17 protein-coding genes are annotated in these 18,894 nt (G+C 64.5%); 9 read left to right on the top strand and 8 right to left on the bottom strand.

Annotation, left to right across the window (positions count from 1 at the left end; genetic code table 11):
• Positions 1–74 precede the first annotated feature (74 nt).
• Both K410_RS0107440 and K410_RS0107435 read left to right on the top strand, forming a co-directional pair.
• Entirely contained in the window at positions 75–683 is a 609-nt protein-coding gene (locus tag K410_RS0107440) for a TetR/AcrR family transcriptional regulator (RefSeq protein ID WP_028134262.1), read from the top strand.
• Positions 684–773: 90 nt separating this feature from the next.
• Positions 774–2,045 (top strand): DUF892 family protein, encoded by a 1,272-nt coding sequence (locus K410_RS0107435; RefSeq protein WP_028134261.1) that lies wholly within the window; start codon positions 774–776, stop codon positions 2,043–2,045.
• Positions 2,046–2,105: 60 nt separating this feature from the next.
• On the opposite strand, the gene K410_RS0107430 is transcribed toward K410_RS0107435, so the two are convergent.
• Positions 2,106–3,446 carry a glycoside hydrolase family 3 N-terminal domain-containing protein gene (locus K410_RS0107430; protein WP_028134260.1) on the bottom strand — a complete coding sequence of 447 codons (1,341 nt, stop codon included), beginning with the start codon at positions 3,444–3,446 and terminating at the stop codon, positions 2,106–2,108.
• Positions 3,447–3,634: 188 nt separating this feature from the next.
• Between K410_RS0107430 and K410_RS0107425 the strand changes: the two genes are divergently transcribed.
• From K410_RS0107425 to K410_RS0107415, 3 genes are read left to right on the top strand one after another with little or no spacing between them, the layout of a single operon-like run.
• A complete protein-coding gene (locus tag K410_RS0107425) occupies positions 3,635–5,134 on the top strand; it encodes a DUF4153 domain-containing protein (protein ID WP_049820227.1) in 1,500 nt (499 codons plus the stop codon).
• Between the two features lie 13 nt (positions 5,135–5,147).
• Complete coding sequence (locus tag K410_RS0107420) at positions 5,148–5,852, top strand: response regulator (RefSeq protein WP_028134258.1); 705 nt, start codon at positions 5,148–5,150, stop codon at positions 5,850–5,852.
• Positions 5,849–7,435: an ATP-binding protein gene (locus K410_RS0107415; protein ID WP_028134257.1), complete on the top strand. Its 1,587-nt coding sequence runs from the start codon at positions 5,849–5,851 to the stop codon at positions 7,433–7,435. The genes K410_RS0107420 and K410_RS0107415 overlap by 4 nt, the downstream gene beginning before the upstream one ends.
• An 83-nt stretch (positions 7,436–7,518) precedes the next feature.
• Here the strand turns inward: K410_RS0107415 and K410_RS40260 are convergent, their stop codons facing one another.
• A complete protein-coding gene (locus K410_RS40260; RefSeq protein WP_164718835.1) occupies positions 7,519–7,659 on the bottom strand; it encodes a hypothetical protein in 141 nt (46 codons plus the stop codon).
• 81 nt (positions 7,660–7,740) lie between these two features.
• Between K410_RS40260 and K410_RS0107405 the strand changes: the two genes are divergently transcribed.
• Together K410_RS0107405 and K410_RS0107400 are read left to right on the top strand one after the other, a co-directional pair.
• Positions 7,741–8,328 (top strand): alpha-ketoglutarate-dependent dioxygenase AlkB, encoded by a 588-nt coding sequence (locus K410_RS0107405; protein WP_028134256.1) that lies wholly within the window; start codon positions 7,741–7,743, stop codon positions 8,326–8,328.
• A gap of 222 nt (positions 8,329–8,550) precedes the next feature.
• The gene (locus tag K410_RS0107400; RefSeq protein WP_028134255.1) at positions 8,551–9,480 is read left to right on the top strand and encodes an alpha/beta hydrolase; all 930 of its coding nucleotides are present in this window, start codon (positions 8,551–8,553) and stop codon (positions 9,478–9,480) included.
• A 16-nt stretch (positions 9,481–9,496) separates the two neighbouring features.
• On the opposite strand, the gene K410_RS0107395 is transcribed toward K410_RS0107400, so the two are convergent.
• The gene (locus tag K410_RS0107395; RefSeq protein ID WP_028134254.1) at positions 9,497–11,059 is read right to left on the bottom strand and encodes an adenylate/guanylate cyclase domain-containing protein; all 1,563 of its coding nucleotides are present in this window, start codon (positions 11,057–11,059) and stop codon (positions 9,497–9,499) included.
• A 188-nt stretch (positions 11,060–11,247) separates the two neighbouring features.
• Between K410_RS0107395 and K410_RS0107390 the strand changes: the two genes are divergently transcribed.
• A complete protein-coding gene (locus tag K410_RS0107390) occupies positions 11,248–12,339 on the top strand; it encodes an enolase C-terminal domain-like protein (protein ID WP_028134253.1) in 1,092 nt (363 codons plus the stop codon).
• Between the two features lie 37 nt (positions 12,340–12,376).
• On the opposite strand, the gene K410_RS0107385 is transcribed toward K410_RS0107390, so the two are convergent.
• Positions 12,377–13,363 (bottom strand): hypothetical protein, encoded by a 987-nt coding sequence (locus K410_RS0107385; RefSeq protein ID WP_028134252.1) that lies wholly within the window; start codon positions 13,361–13,363, stop codon positions 12,377–12,379.
• A gap of 43 nt (positions 13,364–13,406) precedes the next feature.
• A complete protein-coding gene (locus K410_RS0107380; RefSeq protein ID WP_155253276.1) occupies positions 13,407–14,126 on the bottom strand; it encodes a hypothetical protein in 720 nt (239 codons plus the stop codon).
• Between the two features lie 117 nt (positions 14,127–14,243).
• On the opposite strand from K410_RS0107380, the gene K410_RS40970 reads away from it, so the two are divergent.
• Positions 14,244–14,546 (top strand): hypothetical protein, encoded by a 303-nt coding sequence (locus K410_RS40970; protein ID WP_245269335.1) that lies wholly within the window; start codon positions 14,244–14,246, stop codon positions 14,544–14,546.
• A gap of 33 nt (positions 14,547–14,579) precedes the next feature.
• Here the strand turns inward: K410_RS40970 and K410_RS0107370 are convergent, their stop codons facing one another.
• Genes K410_RS0107370 through K410_RS0107360 form a run of 3 tightly spaced genes read right to left on the bottom strand, consistent with a single transcriptional unit; the run spans position 14,580 to position 18,879 of the window.
• Positions 14,580–15,785: an efflux RND transporter periplasmic adaptor subunit gene (locus K410_RS0107370; protein WP_028134249.1), complete on the bottom strand. Its 1,206-nt coding sequence runs from the start codon at positions 15,783–15,785 to the stop codon at positions 14,580–14,582.
• Positions 15,782–18,145 (bottom strand): ABC transporter permease, encoded by a 2,364-nt coding sequence (locus tag K410_RS0107365; protein ID WP_028134248.1) that lies wholly within the window; start codon positions 18,143–18,145, stop codon positions 15,782–15,784. The genes K410_RS0107370 and K410_RS0107365 overlap by 4 nt, the downstream gene beginning before the upstream one ends.
• The gene (locus tag K410_RS0107360) at positions 18,142–18,879 is read right to left on the bottom strand and encodes an ABC transporter ATP-binding protein (RefSeq protein WP_028134247.1); all 738 of its coding nucleotides are present in this window, start codon (positions 18,877–18,879) and stop codon (positions 18,142–18,144) included. Before K410_RS0107360 ends, K410_RS0107365 begins: the two co-directional genes overlap by 4 nt.
• Positions 18,880–18,894: the final 15 nt, after the last annotated feature.

Raw genomic sequence — 18,894 nt, 5'->3', positions numbered from 1 at the left:
CACATATGCTTTGTAGCAAGGAACTTGAACAAGGTTCAAGAAAAATATGAGCATCGCTCAAATTTTTGGCCGACATGTCTAAGGCCTTGGAACGTCGAGAGAAACTCCGGTCCGACCTGATCCTGGCGGCGGAGCGCATGATTGCCGATCGCGGATTGTCGGGGGTGAAAACCCGCGATCTCGCCCGCGAGATCGGCTGCGCCAATGGCGCGGTCTACAACCTCGTGGCCGACATGGACGAGCTGATCCTGCGTGTGGGCTCGCGTACCCTGCAAAGGCTCGACCAGGCGCTCAGCGCCGCGGAGGGCGCGGGCGAGCCGTCGCCGCAGGAGACGCTGGTCCGCATCGCCCTCGCCTATTGCGATTTCGCGGCCGACAATCTCCAGCTCTGGCGCGCGCTGTTCGAGCACCGCATGGAAGCCGACAAGGTCGTCCCCGACTGGTCCGTCCAGGATCAGATGCAGCTGTTCCGCCACATCTACCAGCCGCTGGCCGCATTGTTTCCGAAGCGCAGCCGCGAGGAGCTCGGCGTCACCGCGCGCAGCCTGTTCTCGGCGGTGCATGGCATGGTGGCGCTCGGACTGGAGCAGAAGCTGGTTGCCGTGCCGCTGCCGGCGCTGCGCAAGGAGATCGCGGCCCTGGTGCGCGCGATGATCGACGGATTGATCGCGCGGGAGACGTAGAAGCGCGAATTGAATCTCGAGCTCGGTTAGGAACGAACATTCCGAGCACCGGTTGACGCGCATCGTTTCCCTCACAGCGCGAGTCATTCCATGTATCACCACGTCAAGAAGCTGATGTTCACCGTGCGCGTCGACGAGCCAGATCCGCGCTTTGGCAATATGCTGCTCGAGCAATTCGGCGGCGCCAACGGGGAACTCGCGGCTGCGATGCAATATTCGATTCAAGGGCTGAACTGCGAGGACCCCGATCGCAAGGACCTCTTGATGGACATCGGGACCGAAGAGCTCAGCCATCTCGAAGTCGTCGGCTGCCTTGCCCGGATGCATCTTGCGCCTTCGAAGAACGACCGTCAGGCCGCCGAAGCCGATCCGCTCATCGCGATCGCCGGCGGAGGTGGTGTCAACCTGTTCAACTCGCAAGGCAATCCCTGGACCGCCGACTATCTCAAGATCACCGGCGAGCTCGATGTCGATCTTCGCAGCAACATCGCCGCCGAGGCGCGGGCGAAGATCGTCTACGAACGGCTGATCAATTTCTGCGACGACGCCGGCTCCAAGGACGCGCTGCAATTCCTGATGACGCGCGAGATCACGCATATGAAGGCCTTCGCGCGCGCGCTCGAAAGCCTGTCCAAGCCTGCCTTCAGTGTCGGCAGGATTGCGCCGACGCCCGGCCTCGTGAACCAGTACTTCAACGACTCCACGGGCAGCGGCGACCACGGCGAGATCGACACCCGCGGCCCCTGGAACGAAGGAGAGGACTGGGTGTTCACGGAATCGCCCGCGCTTCAGTCCTCGGATCCCGGCATAGCCAGCCCGATTGTCGCGGAGAGTTCGTCGCCCGTCGACGAGGCCGGGCTGACCGATCTCCTGCTCCATGAGCTGCGTGACATTCTCCATGCCGAGAAGCAATTGACCAAGGCGCTGCCCAAGATGGCGCAATCCGCCCGCTTCGACCAGCTGCGCGAACTGTTCGAGCAACACCTGGCCGAGACCGAAAATCAGGTCGAACGCATCAACGAATGCTTCGAGCTGCTCGGCGAGACCGCTCGCGCCAAGCCTTGCAAGGGCATGATGGGCCTGATCGAGGAAGGCCAGGAGGTCATGAAGGAAGGCCAGGAAAAGGAGGACGCAGCCGCCGACCTCGCGCTGATCTCGGCCGCCCAGCGCGTCGAGCATTACGAGATGTCCGGCTACACCACGGCACGCAACCTGGCGCAGCAGCTCCGGCATAGCGCCATCGTCGCCCTGCTCTCCAAATCCCTCGCCGAGGAAGAGAACGCCGATCTCCTGCTCAATCAGGTCGCGCGGTCCTTGATGTCGGTGGCGAAGATGCCCGCCGCGCTGGAGCAGGCGGAATAGGACAGCTGCGACGACAGCACTCGATCGCCTCGCGCCATCGCGCGCGGGGCGATACCTCGACTAGCCTCGCGTACTGCTTCTCTTGAGCGAGGCGGCTCCCGCCTTCTCGGACAGAAGGCCCCTCGTCAGCCTCGTCTCACTCGCGTGCAGCATGGCCGCGTCAAGCCTGCCCTGCCGCGCCCCGTCCAGGGCACAGGCAAAGACGCGATAGAACTGCGCGCCGTCATAGGCGACCAGCAGCAGATCGACGCCGCCATTGATCGCCTCGACCACGGCCTTGCAGACGTCGTTCTGGTAGATCGCGCCCATCACGAGGTCGTCGGTCATCACCACTCCCTGGTAGTTCCACTTGTCGCGAATGATGCCCTGGACGACGGATTTCGAGTGCGAGGCGGCGCGATCGGGATCGACGGCAGTGAGCGTAACGTGGCCGACCATCAGCGCGCTACGCGAATGCGATAGCACCTCGCGGAACGGAAGCCAGTCGGTCGCTTCCAGCTCCTCGACCGGCGTGTCGAGATTGGCACTGAAATGATGCGTGTCGGCGCGTACGCGGCCGATACCCGGAAAATGCTTGAGCGTGGCGCCGACGCCGGATGCTTCCAGCCCGCGCACATAGGCGCTCGCGATCGTACTGACGACGGCCGGATCGCTCGCGATCGCGCGCTGGCCGATCAGCGTGTGGAAATCGAGCCGGTTGCGCCGCGCCGGGGGCTTGAGATCGAGCACCGGGGCGAGATTGAGATTGACCCCGAGCCCGGCGAGCTCGCGGCCATGGATACGGCCGAACTCCTCCGCCTTGGCCTGCTGGTCGTCGGGAGCAAGCCCTGTGAGCGTCGCCAGGGCCGGCACTTTCGTCAGCGGCGGCGCGAGATGCCCGACGATGCCGCCCTCCTGGTCCGCGGCGACGACCAGCGGCGGCAGGCCGGCTGCGCGCCTGATGTCCTGCAGCGCGGCGATCTCGCTCCGGAGCAACTCGACCGTGCCGCAGCGGATGTTGTGCCGGGTAACATAGACGCCGCCGATCAGTCCCTGCCTGGCAAGGCGCGCCACTTCCGGGAAGGATGAATAGCCCACCATGAAGTGGGCCCCGAGCTGGCGCGCCTCGGCGGCGCCGGCGTTGAGAACGTCGTGCCTGCGCAACTCGAACTTCAGATGCGCGGCGGACATCAGCACCGGCGGCAGGCACCAGAGCATGACCAGCAGCTTGCCCGCGATGGGGCGCCAATGTCCCCGCCGCAGCAGAACGGCGATGATCAGGAGGCTTGCGGCGACAAGCGCGATGTTTCCGGCGCCGCGCAGCACGAGCAGATAGGGATCGTTCTTGTTGACGGCCGCGAACGCGACCACAGGCGCGGCAAACCACAGCAGAACGAGACCGAGACGACGGAGGATTTGCATGATGTGCCACATGCTATGAGGGCGAACGCTTCGCACCTATCAAAGCGATTGGCGCTGCGCGAGAGGCAAAAGCGCGCCTGCACGAAATCTGCAGAAGACTCCTGAAGCCGTGCAGACGATGGTCCCGCATTCTGCACGAGAGGCGTTCACAGTTCGTCATGCCAACCACCGCGAAAGGTCTTCTGGACATGACGAGCCTGGCTTCGACGATCGCAGAGGAAATCAAGCCGATCGGTCATTCCTCGATCCCGGCCAAGGTCGGCCTCGCCCTGGTGCTGGCCGCGCTCGCCGACTGGCTGTTCTACGGGCAGCGGGCCGGGCTGTCGCTGGCGCTGTTTGCGATCGCGATCGCCGGCGTGTCGGTGCTCTTCAATCATGCGACCCTGAACTTGCGCCGCGCCATGATCGGCTCGGCCGTCCTCGCTGCCGGTCTCGTGCCCGTGATCGAGGAGCTCAACACGCTGTCGTTCCTGATCCTGGTCGCATCACTGATGATCGCGTTGCTGCTCGCGACCAACGCCGAAACGACCGGGCTCGCCGATCGTGGCCGCGCGCTGCGCAACCTCGTCCTGCTCGGCCCCTTCAGGTTCTTTCTCGATACGCCCCAGGCGTTCAACGCGTCGGCGCTCACCCGCGGCATCGCGCGCTGGCTGCTGCCGGCAGCGCTCAGCGCGGTCTTCGTCGCGCTCTTCGCCGCGGCCAATCCGGTGATCGAGCAATGGGTGTCCCTGCTCAATCCGAAGCTCATCCTTCATTATGTCAGCATCCCGCGCGTCCTGTTCTGGGCCTTGATGCTGGCATTGGTCTGGCCGTTCATTCACGTGCGCTGGCGGCGCAGGCCGATCATCGACACCGCTGTGGCCGACGGCCTCGTGCCGCCGCCCGTTGTCGCAGCCGAATTCCTCGGTTCCTCCACCATCCTGCGCTCGCTGATCCTGTTCAACCTGCTGTTCGCGGCGCAGTCCGTTCTCGACGGCATCTATCTCTGGGGTCATGTGGCACTGCCGGACAATCTGACTTATGCCGGCTACGCGCATCGCGGGGCCTATCCGCTGATCGTAACCGCCCTGCTCGCCGCGGCCTTCGTGCTGGTGGCGATGCGCCCGGGCGGGCCGGCCGAGAACTCGACGGTGATCCGGGCGCTGGTCTATCTCTGGGTGGGACAGAACGTGCTTCTCGTCGCCTCCTCCATCTTGCGCCTCGATCTCTACGTGAACGTCTACATGCTGACCTACTGGCGCATCGCGGCCTTCATCTGGATGGGGCTGGTCGCACTCGGACTGGTCCTGATCGTGGCCCGCATCGCCCTCCAACGGTCCAACAAATGGCTCGTCGGCGCCAATCTGATCGCGCTCGCGACCGTGCTTTATGGCTGCTCGCTGGTGAACTTCGATGCCTTCATCGCCGACTATAATGTCACGCACAGCCGGGAAGCGTCGGGCAACGGCCTGCAAATCGACATCGACTATCTCCTGACGCTCGGACCACAGGCACTGCCGGCCATCGACAGGGCCATCGCGCTCCGGCCCGGCTCGAGCGAGAGCTGCCTTGTGTCGCGACGCGACCGCCTTGTAGAACAGCAGCGCCAGCATCTGGCCTGGCGGAGCTGGGGCTTTCGGAGCTGGCGGCTTCAGCGCAGGCTGGACGCGCTGGCGAAGGATCAGTCCGGCAGCCGGCCGGCGGGGTGAGCGGAGAGTTTTCTTGGCGCATCGCATTCTCATCGTCGACGACGAGGGCCACATCCGCGAGGTCATCCGCGTCGCACTGAAGAAGGCCGGCATGGACGTGATCGAGGCCCGCGACGGCAAGGAGGCGCTCGGCCGTGCGGCCGCCGACAAGCCCGACCTGATCGTGCTCGACATCGGCATGCCCGAGTTCGACGGCCTCGACGTCTGCCGCGAGATCCGCAAGACGTCCGACGTGCCGATCCTGTTCCTGTCGGCGCGCGACGAGGAGATCGATCGCATCCTCGGCCTCGAGATCGGCGGCGACGACTACGTGACGAAGCCGTTCAGCCCGCGCGAGCTGGTGGCGCGGGTCAACGTCATCCTGCGCCGACTCAACCCGCGCAACGGCGAGACCAAGGCCGGCCCCGCCGCGCTGACCCAGGGTGGACTGCTGATCGACCCCGAGCAGCATGTCGCGACCTTCGCCGGCACGCCGCTGAAACTGACCGCGATCGAGTTCGGCATCTTGCGTGCGTTCCTGACCCGGCCGACGTCGGTCTTCAATCGCGAGCAGCTGATGCGGGCGGCTTATCAGCTCAACATCCAGGTCTCCGACCGCACCATCGACAGCCACATCCGCAACATCCGCGCCAAGCTCGCGGCGCTGGCCTGCGACAACGTGATCGAGACCATTCACGGCGTCGGCTTCAAGCTCGGCCGCTGCGAGAAAGAGGCATGAAGGCGGCGCCCGACAAATGGCGGCCGTCGCTCGGCCTCGTGATCTTCACGGTGCTGGCCACCGTCGCCGTGCTGCCGCTGGTCGGCCTGTTCTTCTTCCGTCTCTACGACAATCAGCTGATCCGCCAGACCCAGGCCGAGCTGATCGCGCAGAGCCGCGTGCTGGCGACGATCTACGCGCAGGAAGTTTTGGCGCGGCTCGACAGCGGGCTGACGCTCGGGGCCGAAGTGCCGCCGAACGTGCTGCCCGATCCCGGCGACCCCGTGACGCCGATCCGGCCCGCTCTCGATCTCACCGCCAACGATCTGCTGCGGCGCCGACCGGATGCGCTGCCCGCATCGCGCCCTGCGCAGCCCGGCTATGTCGAGATCGGCGCAAGACTGACGCCGATCATCCGCGAGACCCAGAAGGTGACGCTGGCGGGCTTTCGGATCCTCGATCCGCAAGGCGTCGTCATTGCCGGGCGGCAGGAGGTCGGGCAGTCGCTTGCCCATATCGAGGAGGTCGCGGACGCGCTGCACGGGCAATACCGCGCGACCTTGCGCAACCGCGTGCCGGACAAGCCGCCGCCGCCGATCTATTCCTTCAGCCGCGGCCTCGGCATGCACGTGTTCTCGGCCATGCCCGTCATCGTCAACAACCGCGTCGCGGGCGTGATCTACACGACGCGGACGCCGAGCAACATCTTCGACCATCTGTACCAGGAGCGGGCCAAGTTCGTGCTGGCCGGTCTCGCCGTCGTCCTCGGCACCATCGCGATCGGTCTCGTGTTCTCGCGCACCATCACCCTGCCGATGCGGGAGCTGATGGATCGCGCGGCGCGAATCGGCCGTGGCGACCGCGAGGCGTTCCAGCCGCTGCGGCATTACGGCACCCGCGAGTTCGCCCAGCTCTCGCACAGCTTCCTCGGCATGGCCGAGCAGCTGGCGCGGCGCTCGGACTATATCGCGACGTTCTCGGCCCACCTCACCCACGAGCTGAAATCGCCGCTGACCTCGATCAAGGGCGCGGCCGAGCTGTTGCAGGATTCGGTTCAAGGCAAGGCGGGCAGCCTGACGCCGTCCGAGCAGAACACCTTCATCGCCAATATCCTGTCCGACACCCAGCGGCTGGAGGCGATGGCGCAGCGGCTGCGCGAGCTCGCCCGCGCCGAGAGCCTGCCGCAGAACGAGCGCACCGAGCTCGCGCCGGTGATCGCCGATCTCAGGACCCGGTTTCCGGAAAGCGCGATCGAGGCCAGCGGCAGCCTCGACCGCTCCATCGCCATGTCGGGCGAAAAGGCGCTGATCGTGCTGTCGCATCTTGCCGACAACGCCGTGCGGCACAAGGCGAGGGAGATCCGGCTGGAGGCAGCCTTCGAGCGCACGACCCTGCGTCTGACGGTGAGCAACGACGGCGAGCCGATCTCGGCGCCGAACCGCGACAGGATTTTCGATGCGTTCTTCACCACCCGCCGCGACCAGGGCGGCACCGGGATGGGGCTTGCGATCGCCCGCGCGGTGATGGCGAGCCATGGCGGCTCGATCAGCCTCAAGCCGACCGAGAAAGGCGCGGCCTTCGAGCTCCAGTTTCCGGCGGCCTGAGGTGCGATGAGATCATCACACCTCAGTTTCCTAGCTTGGGCATGATCTATCCGGAAAACCGCTTCACACTTTTCCGGATCTGCTTAGATCGCGAACACCCAGGCGGCGACGATGGTCCCGATGGTGACCAGCCCGGCGATGGTCCAGCCGGCGGCATATTCCAGCTCGGGATGACCGGTCGCCCGCATGATCTCTGCCGGATCTGCGGTATGCTTCTGTGCCATGACAGCCTCTCGCACGTTACTTCCCGCGTCCTAGGTAAGTCGCTTGGGGCGGCAAAAGGTTCCGTCACGGAAATGCGAGGAATGACGCAGCTGGGATTGTTCACTGAGCCGGAAGCAGGCCCTTCCGGGCTTCGCCATGTCGACAATTTTATCGAAGCCGCCGTCGAGCAGGATCTGATCGGCCGCATCGCAGCATTGCCGCTGCAGCGCTTCCAGTTCGGCGCGTTCGAGGGCAACCGGCGCGTGGCGTCCTTCGGCTACCGCTATGACTATTCGCTGCAGCGGCTGGCCGAGGCGGAGCCGATCCCGGACTGGCTGCTGCCGGTCGCGCGTCGGGTCGAGGCCTGGGCGGGGCTGCCCGAGGCCAGCGTCCGGCAGGTGCTCTGCACCGAATACGACATCGGCGTCGGCATCGGCTGGCACCGCGACAAGCCGCAGTTCAGGGAGGTCCTCGGACTGTCGCTGGGCTCGGCCTGCAAGTTCCGCTTCCGCCGCCGAAGCGGCGACAGATGGCAGCGCCACACGCTCGAGGCGCGGCCACGCTCCCTTTACATGATGCAGGGCGAGGCGCGCTCGCAATGGGAGCACAGCATCCCGCCGGTCGAGGCGCGCCGTTACTCCATCACGTTCCGGACCATGAACCGGGCCCTGACAGGCCCTCCAAGCTAAAATTGCGAAAACAACCCCATGCACAGTAGAGCGCAAGCGCTCTATGCCCTCGAAGGTGCCCTTCTGGCGCGGCTGCTTGCCGCACCGGCAGCCCGTTCCGCGCCGGCCGCGGATCGGCGGGAGGTGCCGCGAATTCGCCTCAAGGCCGGCTGACAAATGAGGCGAATTGAAAAGACGGGCCACATCAGCGGGCCGATATGGGCCCCGAAGGCCGGCATCACCATGAAGAATTACCTGACTGTTTTCCTGCTACTGACCATGACGGCGGCGTCTGCCCATGTCGTATCGCCGGCAAGGCCGACGGGCCCCTCGGATCTCGTCCGGGTCGGCCTCACCGATTCCGACACCACCGCCGGCGGCACCGCGCGGTTGTGCGAGCAGGTCACCTTCACCCGCGGCCTGCGCTACGGCGAGAGCGAAGCCAACGTGCTCGATGTCGCCGCCAGCGCCACCAAGGCGGACACGCCGCGGCCGGTGCTGCTGTTCGTGACCGGCGACACGTTCACCGGCGACCACGCCGCCCCGGAATTGTCGCGCCAGATCCAGGACCAGGCGATGTGCTTTGCCGCGCGCAACGACATGATCGGGGTCCGCGTAAATTATCGCCTGGCGCCCGCGGCGACCTGGCCGGCCGGCGCCTCGGATGTGGCGGCGGCGCTGTCCTGGGTCCACGGCAACATCGACCTGTTCAACGGCGATCGCCGCGAGATCGTCGCCGTCGGCTACGGCGCCGGCGCCTTCCACGTCGCCACCCTGCTGGCGCATCCCGAGTTTCAGACCGACCGCGCCGATGTCGCCGCCGTTGTCCTGGTGTCCGGCATCTACCGCGCCGGCAAGGACGCGAGCGACAGCGAGAAGGCCTATCTCGGCAGCGACCCGGGCCAGTACAACAAGCGCTCGGTTTTCCCGGGCATTCTCAACGTCGATGTGCCGATCGTGCTGGCCTGGGCCGCCGACGATTCCGCCGGCACCGTCGCACAGGGCGAAACCTTGAAGAAGACGCTCTGCGGCGCCGGCCATTGCCCGCGCAGCGCGCTGCTGCGCAGCCGCGACGGCATCGCGAGCGCCTTCGGTCTCGACGGCTCCGGCGACAGCCTCGCCGAGCCGACGCTGCTGCTGGTGAAGCAGCTGGAGGCGCGAGGGCTGCCGTAGCGGCCGACCCGCACTCTCACGCCGGCTTGAGCGAGGCCAGCGCGTTCTCCAGCAGGGAGCGGACGCGCGCGGCGTCGCCCGATTTCACCATTGCAGGATCGAGATAGAGCTCGAGCCCCGGCGCGCGCTCGGTGATGATGCCGCTCCGCTCCGCCGCCCCGTCATCGAGTGCATCGACCGAATAGGGAATGACCTCGCGGCTGATGCCCTTCATCGTGATCGCCGGCAAAGCGTGGGCGCGGACGATGTCGCTGACCAGCGCGAAGGTCTCGTAGCTCAGCACGATGCCGCCGGGCTCGGCGATCGATTGCAGGCGCGCGGCGAGGTTCGCCTCGGCGCCGATGATGGTGTAGTCCATGCGGTCGGCGCTGCCGAAATTGCCGACATTGCAATAGCCGGAATTGATGCCCATGCGCGAGCGGAACGGCTGCTCGATGCCGGACGCCCGCCATTTCGCGTTGAGCTCGGCCAGGCGCTGCTGCATGCGCCAGGCCATCTGCAGGCAGGCCTGCGCATCGGCGCGATCGCCCCTGGTCTCGGGATCGCCGAAGAAGATCAGCATGGCATCGCCAATGAACTTGTCGATGGTGCCGCCATGATCGTGCGCGATCGCCGACATCTCGGTGAAGTATTCGTTGAGCAGCTGGGTCAGCTGCTCCGGCTGCAGCCGCTCCGCGGTGGCCGTGAAATTCTGGATGTCGGAGAAGAAGATGGTGAGCTTCTTGCGCTCGGTGTGGATGGTGACGTCCTTCTGGCCCGAGAAGATGCTCTTGTAGACCTGCGGCGGGATGTAGCGGGAGATCTTCATCGAGAGCGAGGCCAGGAAGTCGTTGGCGGATTCGAGCTCCTTGTTCATGCCCTTGATGCGACGCGCCTGGCGGCGCTGCAGCGACAGGAACGCCAGGCCGCTACCGGCTGCGATCACGAAATAGGCCAGCAGGAACTTGAACGAGAAGATGTTGGCGGCGATCGGCTGCGCGATGATCACCTCCTGGATGCCTCTGACGTCGCCGACCTTCCAGTCCTTCTTCGGGCTCTCGGGATGGCTGTTGTGGCAGCTCACGCAGGCCGGGCCCATCGTGACCGGCGCGACCAGGCGAACCTTGTCGTTGAACAGCGATGTCTCGGAGTCCACAATCTTCTGTTCGGGGTCCTTTCGAAGCGCCTCCAGCGCGTCCTTCTCGAACTTGTCGAGCTGGTGGGGCGCCCGGTTCTGGAACGGGAAGTCCGAGACGAAGCGATAGGTGATGTTCTCCTGCTGCGCGCCGATCACCCGTCCGAGCTCCAGCGACAGCGTCGCCGGGATCGGGATCGCGCCGGGGAAGGATTCGTAATTGTGCACGACCTTCGTGGTCCCGTTTGGGTTGGCCAGCACGCGTCCGACCACGTTGGAGGCGTAATAGCCGCGCACGCTCGTGATCACCGAATTGAGATCGATCGCCTGCCGGCGCAATGCCGTCTTGCTGAGTTCGGTCAGGTCCAGCCACACGGCGAGCGGCAAAGCGAGCAGGAGGAAGGCGATCACGGCCCCGGTGAGGATGCCGTTCTTGCGCTGCTCTTCGGAGATCTCTCGTTTCACGCTGTGGCTCCGTTCTGTGCGATTTGCCGCAAATTGCCAGAATCCGTGGCAGGGAATGCGGCGGCACAGAGCCCATAATTGCAGGCCGGCGCAACCCCATTTTATGATGTCGCAGCAAATCGCTTTTCGTTTGATCACGGATGCTTAAGATCGGCATCGATCTGCATCCGCCCGGCCGGGAGAAGCCCATGACCGAAACCATCCGCATCAAGCGCTTCCAGGCGCGCCCCGTGATCGTGCCGATGAACCTGCCGCTCCAGACCGCGACCGGCGCGGTCGCCAAGGCGCCGCTGGTGCTGATCGACTGCGAGACCGATCAGGGCGCGGTGGGCCATGCCTATCTGTTCTCGCTCACACCCTCGGCCCTGAAGCCGCTGGCGGCGATGGTCACGGAGATGTCAGATCTCCTCGCCGGAGACGAGCTGCTGCCGTTCGAGATCGAACGCAAGCTGGCGCAGCGCTTCACGCTGCTGGGCCTCGCCGGCCTGCAACGGCTGGCCCAGTCCGGCATCGACATGGCGGCCTGGGACGCGCTCGCCCGAGCCAAGGGCCTGCCGCTGGCGCGCCTGCTCGGCGGCGCACCGAAGCCGGTCAAGGCGTACAATTCGAAGGGGCTCGGCATCATGCCGGCCGGCGCCGCCGTCGAGGAAGCCCACAAGCTGCTGGCCGAAGGCTTCCAGGCCGCCAAGATCCGCGTCGGCCGGCCCGATGCGCGGGAGGATCTTGCCGTCGTGCGTGCGGTCCGCAAGGCCGTCGGCGACCAGGTGACGCTGATGTGCGACTACAATCAGGCGCTGACGGTGACCGAGGCCATCCGCCGCGGCGAGATGCTCGACGACGAGGGCCTCACCTGGATCGAGGAGCCGATCCGCCACGACGACTATGCCGGCTGCGCCCGCATTGCAGACGCGCTGCATACGCCGGTGCAGATCGGCGAGAACTTCGACAGCGCCTTTTCGATGCAGGCGGCACTCTCCGCGGAAGCTTGCGACTACGTCATGCCCGACGTGCAGCGCATCGGCGGCGTCACCGGCTGGCTGCGCGCCGCCGCGCTCGCGCATGCCGCCGGCATCGAGATGTCCTCGCATCTGTTCTCGGAAGTCAGCGCGCATTTGCTCTGCGTGACACCGACCGCGCACTGGCTGGAATATGTCGACTGGGCCGACGCGGTGCTTTCGACCCGGCTGCAGATCAAGGACGGCTTTGCCCTGCCGAGCGAGAAGCCCGGCAACGGGATCGAATGGGACGAGGCGGCGGTGAAGAAGTATCTGGCCAGTTAAGAAGCGAAGGCCTGTCTCCTCGAGGCACTTCACAGCCTTAGTTTGTCGAAGGGTGAGGCCGCTTCGGGGCGGGCACGAAACCGTCGGGCAGCTTGTCCCCTTTACCATCGTCGGGTGTGTTCCACCCTTCAAGATGCTGCTCATACTGCCAGCACGGGGGTATCTTCACGACATGGTCACAGTAGCCATACTCGCCGAAGAACTTGCAGCGCATCCCACACCGATGGGACTTTTTCGAGTATATTCTCTCCCGTTCAAATACGGTCCCAAGTCTGAGCTTGTCGCGAAAAGCGGCTGTCGTGTAGTTGCCGAATACGTGCCGATACCATCGGCGCGCTTCGTCGGTCATGGGCGTATGCTGCTGGACGTTCATATCCGGGTTTAGCCCCATCTCCCGGGCCAGCAGTCCTTCCAGCGGATAGCAGAGCCGATCGTCGTCGTCGCGTTGATCATACGGAAACAGACTATAGGGCGGCTTTTCGAGGACTTTCGGATCACAATAGGGGGGTATCGGATAATTGTCGCGATACTCCGTGGCGATGCCGTGACCGATCTCGTGCGCGATGAGCATCGCGATCGCCGCCGGTGAACTGCGCAGATCGCTCGAAATCCAAATCACATTGCGTTTGCGAGATTTGTACCTCTCTTTGCCTTGGCCAATGTAGGTATCCTCGCCCTCCTGCCACCCGCCGTTGATGTGGCCGCCGAACGTCGTGGAGCGATGTGAGCTGAAACCATCGGTGAACATCACGATGGTGTCTGTACGTTTCAGAAAGGCGTGGAGCGACGGGCCGATAGTCGCTTTTTCTTTTTTGGGCACCAGACTATGGATGACGCCGTCCCAATTGAGACGATGCTCCAGTCCCTTTTCGAGTATCTTCAAGGCACCGCGCAGCTGATAGTTTTCTGGCCTGTTCAGCCAGTCTTCATAGGGCTTGCGGTCGTTGCCCTTGAGCGCCTTCAGAAGCGTGTTGGAGAGGCGTACATCCTCGGTGGTGAGGTGCTCTCGAATCGTCTCGCCCACGGCTGCAATCTCCTCAGACCTGAAACGACACACAAAGACGTTGCTATTCACGGAAAGGCATGGCCGCCAACTCCCGGTAGCGGGCCAAAAGATCGGGGTCGGGTGGCCGCTTCAACGCCGCGGCGTAGTTGAAATATGCCAGCGCCAAAGCCAGCCAATCGTCACGCTCGGGCTCTGCGCGCAGTACTTTCTGCAAGGGGTCCCAGAGTTCGGGGGTCCGCAGGTCCGCGCAAACTGCGATGAGTTCGTCCCCTTCCATTATATTGCCCGCAAGCCAGGCCTCGACGGCGCGTTTGAGGGCTGCGGCATCGCCAGACGCCCCGAGAGCGAGATCGGCGAGAGCCAGGATATTCTGGGCAAGCGGATCCGCAACCTGGAGCCCCTTCGTCTCGGCCAGGCCGCGTATCCATTGAACAAGAGGTTGCAGACCTTTCGGAGCACGTCTTGCGTAGCACAGCAAATCCAGCAGGAACCTGGACTGCATCGCCGGAGAATCCGCCGGCAGGCGTCCGTATTCGGCCTGCAGCGCGGCGCTGAATTCGGCGGCACACGCGCCATCCATGCGCGCGTTGAGCTCCTTCATCGCGTCGAGCACTTCGTACTGAATGTCATTATGCGTTGGATAAAGCGCTGCCAGAGCTGTGAAGACTGCTTTGCTCCCGCTGCCGGCTGCCGGAGCCAACCATCGGCTACGCTCGGCCAATGTGCGTTTGCCAAGCCCTGCGATGATTGCCTGCTCGCTGGGAGGATCCTTTAGATCCACGGGAGCATCCTTCCTTTGGACCGTACATTCGACCGGCCCAGTAACAAGCTAACTATGCGCGATGTGTCGTACAACTTAAACTAGTCCCTTACGCCCGGGTCAGCAAGCGCGGTTGACTTGGTCCGCGGCGCGACCCGCGGAAACGGTACCGACGTATTGCATCACGCTGGTATCGAGATGTCCTCGCATCTTCTCGGAAGTCAGCGTGCATCTGCTCTGCGTGACGCCGACCGCGCACTGGCTGGGACCGACGCGGTGCTTTCGACGCGGCTGCAAATCAAGGACGGCTTTTGCGCTGCCGAGCGAGGCGTCCGGCAACGGGATCGCATGGACGAGGCGGCGGTGAAGAATATCTGGTCGGTTAGGTCGGAGCCGAAGGCTCTCGACGTGCTCGTCATCGCGGCCGATGTCGGCGCATGAGGGCGACTGCATTCGCCACCGCCGGCGATCTCTTCAAGGTGATCTGGGTGCGATACGCACGTCCGGCGCAACTCGGTCGCTGGGATAGACGATCACCTCTTCACCAGGCGCGAGGCCGGAAGCGACGGCCGCGAAGCGGCCGGAGCGGCGCAGGAGCTCGATTTGACGCAGTTCGGCCCGCCCGCCCTTCGCAACATAGACATTCCAGCCTTCGCCCCGACGAAACAGCGCGCCCGATGGGACGATCGTGGCTTCGTCCCGCGCGAGGACGGTGATCTGAACATCCACCCGATAGGCATCTCCAAGTCGCGCCCACTGCTCCCGGGGCGAAAGGATGTCGACGAGAACATTGACCCTTTGCTCCTCGACCCCGAGAGTCGAGACCTTCGTGAAAGCCGCCGGCTCGACCCGGCGCACCCGACCCTTCAGCTTTCCCTCCCCGCCCCAATTGTCGATGCTGACGTCGGCTCCGGGGCGGATCTCCACCGCATCGGTGCTGAGAACGTCGGCAACGATTTCGAGATCGCCGGCGTCGCCGACGTCAAGCAAGAGTGTACCCGGCTGCACGATCGTTTCGCTTTCCTGCGCGACCTTCAGCACCACGCCGGCAACAGGCGACACGACGTTCCAGCTATCCGGGTGCCCGTTGCCATCGTTGCCGTAGCGGGCCAGCAATGCACGCATCTGGCTGATCTCATGCTCGGCGGCATGATTCTGAAATTCCGCCGCTCGAAGATCGCGGTCGGCGAGATGCACCGCAAGCTCTGCACGCTCGAGCGCCTGCGTCGTCGCCGCGCCTTGCTGGGCCAGCGTCCGTGCCCGGGTCAAATCAGTGTTGGCGTGATCGCTCTGCGCCTTGGCCCGCTCGACGACCGCCCTGGCGCGCTCCAGATTGGCTTCGGCCACTCCCAATCTTTCCTCGACCTCTCGGCGGGTCCGGGGGTCCATCAGGGGAGCCGGGGATGGGGTGATCGTGGCGACGGCGTCGTTGACCTGAACTTCATCGCCGACCTTGAACCGGATCCGGCTCAGCCGCCCCGCAAGCGGTGCGGCGACCGCGTACCGCTCGCGGACGCGCGTCTTGCCATCCTCATCGACGGTGGCGGTGAACCTCCCCTTTGTCACAGCTGCCGTCTCGACCGGCACTGAGGCTGGAATCAGGAGCCAGGCCGTAAATCCGGCGGCGGCCAAGAGTCCGGCAACAATTGCGGCATGACGGCCCGTGACGTGCATGTTCATTCCCTGGTCTTGAGAGCCGCGACCAAGTCGATTCGATCAACACGGCCTTTGACAATACCGGCGCTGGCGGCAGCCGCAGCGAGGACGACGCCGACGGCAACGAGATAAGTCTGCGGAGCGATCACGGCAGGTATCTGGAAGCTCTCGTTGGAGTGAAATCTGGCGATCAGTCCGATAATGGCATGAGAGAGCGGCAGGCCGATCACAATCCCCAGCACGATCTCGATAGAGAACTCGGCAAACAGGATGCTCGCAACCTCGCCGCGCGTAAAGCCCAGCACCCTCAGGCTGGCCAGCTCCCATGCGCGCTCCTGCAAGCTGATGCGCGCGCTGTTGTAGACGACCCCTACCGTGATGATGGTGGCGAAGGCCGCAAGGATGCCGGCGGTCACGAACACGAGACCGGCGATCTTCTCCATGAACGACGTGAGCGCATACGCCTTCATCGTGACCGATTCGATGGTCGGCAAGCTCTTGAACCTTTGCCCCAAGGCCATCATCGCAGTCGGCTCGACATACAGGCTCGCCGCGGAAATCACCGCACCCTCGCCGGTAAAGCGATTCAGGGTCTCGATCTCCATGTAAGATGCCATTCCGATCGCCTCGTCGACGATGGCACTGACCGGCAGATCACGCTTGCGCCGTCGTCCTTCCATCGCCTCGATCGTGAGGACGTCACCGGGCTTCGTGTCGAGCCGTTCGGCAAGCCGCCGTGTGAGCGTCATCCCGTCGGGGCTGACCGCGATCGGGCGCAGCATGGCATCATGCGGCCGCCGCAGCTCATCTCCCGTGGATAGACCGATCACCGAGGTCAAATAACTCTGCTGCCCGGCGCGTAGTCGCACCGGCACGATGCGCTGTCCTTCCACCGCCAAGACACCGGGCTCACGAGCCAGGTCCCGCATGATGGTCCGGTCCATGGGGTGCGGAAACGTCACCGTCGCGTTGCCGCGCTCCACCAGGTTGAACTGCAGGTCGATCATCTCGTTGATCGCGTCGCGCCAAAAGATTCCAAGCACCATCATTGGGACGGCAAAGGCGACCCCGGCGACCGTCAGCAGCGAACGAAGTGGACGTCCGGCGGTGTTCCTCAAGATCATCAGCAGGCGAGATCTGATCGCGTTGCTTGGCAGAAGTGCTTCGATCCACGAGCGGCGAAAGCCCAAGGGCGCCGCCGGCCGCATGGCGACCGCCGGCGCCAGCCGGACGACCTGCCGCAGCGCTGTCAGGACGCCAAGCGATGCCGCAGCCAGGCTGATCGCAATCCCGAGCGCCAACGACCACGGCGTCAGCCGAAACGGCAGGTCGGGCAAGCGAAAGAAGCTTTCGTAGCTTGCAATCATCGCTTTCCCGAAGCTCCAGCCGGCTCCTATGCCAAGCGCAGATCCAATCAGCACGATAACGAGAATGAGCTTGAGATAGTGCACGGTCAGCGCCGAGGTTGGAAAGCCCAGCGCCTTCAACGCGGCAATCTGCTCGCGTTGGACCACCACGATCCTCCCCAGAGCGCTGTTGAGCAGGAACGCCGCAACCCCGAAGAAGATGAACGGAATCGTAATCGACATCACCTTCTGCTGGTTCAGTTCATCCTCGAGGAAGCGGTTGGAAGGCTGATCTCGCCGCTGGACGGCGCCGACCGATCCGTACTGTTCAAGCAACCGGTCCAATTCATCGATAACCGGCTTCGGATCGGTGCCCGGCGCCAGCGAAATGACGGCGTCGTTGAAGGCTGCCTTCATATCGAAGGCGGCTTCCGCCGCACTGCGGTCGACCCAAAGGATCGCATAGAGCCGATCGTCGGGAATCGGCAGGCCCGGCTTGACCGCATAGACATATTCGGGCGAAAGCGCGATGCCGGAGACGTGAAAGGCTTCCACCTTCCCGTTGAGCAGGACGCGGACGTCGTCTCCGGGGTTCACTCCGTTGACTTCCGCGAACGCTTCGTTAATCGCTGCAGTTCTCGCAGAGCCCGGCTCGGGCGCCGTGCCACGGCGCAAATGAAGGCGGGCGAGCCTTTCGTCGCCCGCACGGCTGAGCGACACCAACCGCGCCGACACCGGCTGGGATACAGCGGGCCAATCGACGATGACCTCACGGACGATGCGGGGCTCGACCGTGGCAACGCCGGCAATCGCTTCGAGCTGCGGCACAATCGACAGCGGCGCCCGCTTGAGCGTCACGAAGATCTGCGGGAACCGCGCAGCCCCGTAGAAGCGCTCCACGGCCGCATTGAGCGATTCGTAAGTGGAGACCGACCCAATGAAGACGGCGACGCCGGCTGCGACCAGCAGCGCGATCGTCAGCACCTGGCCCCGCATCGCGCCGATGTCACGCAGCAGTTTTCGATCGAGCAGGCTCACCAGTGCACCTCGTCTGCCGAGAGCCGATGCGCATTGCGCTCCTCGCCGACGATCCGCCCGCCGCCGAGCCGCAGGACGCGATCCGCCATGCCCGCGATTGCAGCATTGTGCGTGATGATGATCGTTGTGGTGCCGAGGCGCTCGTTGGCTCGCGCGATCGCCGCCAGCACCACCTTGCCGGTCTCGTAGTCCAGCGCGCCCGTCGGCTCGTCGCACAAGAGCACATCCGGCGACTTGACGATGGCACGGGCAACCGCAACGCGCTGCTGTTCGCCGCCGGACAGCTGCGAGGGAAAGTGATCGGTCCGCTTTTCGAGCCCGACGAGCGCAAGCACCTCCCGCGGCTCGAGCGGCTTGTCCGCAATCTCAGTCACCAGCGCGACATTCTCGAGCACCGTCAGGCTGGGAATGAGATTGTAGAACTGAAAGACGAAGCCCACGTGTTCACGCCGGTACCGGGTCAACTCCGCATCAGTCGCGCCGACCAGATTATGATCGCGCCAATGAGCCTCGCCCGACGTCGGGCTGTCCAGGCCCCCCAGGATATTCAGCAGGGTCGACTTGCCCGATCCGGACGGCCCGAGGAGCACGACGAACTCGCCTTCGAAGATGTCGAGGTCGACGTCGCGTAGCGCATGCACCTCGATCTCACCCATTCGATAGGTCTTCGAAAGACCCCTGGCATGAAACACCGGGGATTTCTTGTTCTCCTGCTCGAACGGCTGGGCGTCCATGGGCATAATCCGCTC

Origin of the sequence: Bradyrhizobium sp. 22, assembly GCF_000482425.1 — a bacterium.
Classification (GTDB): domain Bacteria; phylum Pseudomonadota; class Alphaproteobacteria; order Rhizobiales; family Xanthobacteraceae; genus Bradyrhizobium; species Bradyrhizobium japonicum_B.
Note: the sequence above shows the minus strand (reverse complement) of the source record. Positions and strands in the feature narration are given on the sequence as shown.

Excerpts from the sequence above, each read along its gene's own strand:
- K410_RS0107405 (WP_028134256.1), top strand. The coding sequence starts at position 7,741 with ATGACGCAGCTGGGATTGTTCACTGAGCCGGAAGCAGGCCCTTCCGGG.
- K410_RS0107400 (WP_028134255.1), top strand. The coding sequence starts at position 8,551 with ATGAAGAATTACCTGACTGTTTTCCTGCTACTGACCATGACGGCGGCG.
- K410_RS0107435 (WP_028134261.1), top strand. The coding sequence starts at position 774 with ATGTATCACCACGTCAAGAAGCTGATGTTCACCGTGCGCGTCGACGAG.
- K410_RS0107425 (WP_049820227.1), top strand. The coding sequence starts at position 3,635 with ATGACGAGCCTGGCTTCGACGATCGCAGAGGAAATCAAGCCGATCGGT.
- K410_RS40260 (WP_164718835.1), bottom strand. The coding sequence starts at position 7,659 with ATGGCACAGAAGCATACCGCAGATCCGGCAGAGATCATGCGGGCGACC.
- K410_RS0107360 (WP_028134247.1), bottom strand. The coding sequence starts at position 18,879 with ATGGACGCCCAGCCGTTCGAGCAGGAGAACAAGAAATCCCCGGTGTTT.
- K410_RS0107415 (WP_028134257.1), top strand. The coding sequence starts at position 5,849 with ATGAAGGCGGCGCCCGACAAATGGCGGCCGTCGCTCGGCCTCGTGATC.
- K410_RS0107390 (WP_028134253.1), top strand. The coding sequence starts at position 11,248 with ATGACCGAAACCATCCGCATCAAGCGCTTCCAGGCGCGCCCCGTGATC.
- K410_RS0107370 (WP_028134249.1), bottom strand. The coding sequence starts at position 15,785 with ATGAACATGCACGTCACGGGCCGTCATGCCGCAATTGTTGCCGGACTC.
- K410_RS0107440 (WP_028134262.1), top strand. The coding sequence starts at position 75 with ATGTCTAAGGCCTTGGAACGTCGAGAGAAACTCCGGTCCGACCTGATC.
- K410_RS0107430 (WP_028134260.1), bottom strand. The coding sequence starts at position 3,446 with ATGCAAATCCTCCGTCGTCTCGGTCTCGTTCTGCTGTGGTTTGCCGCG.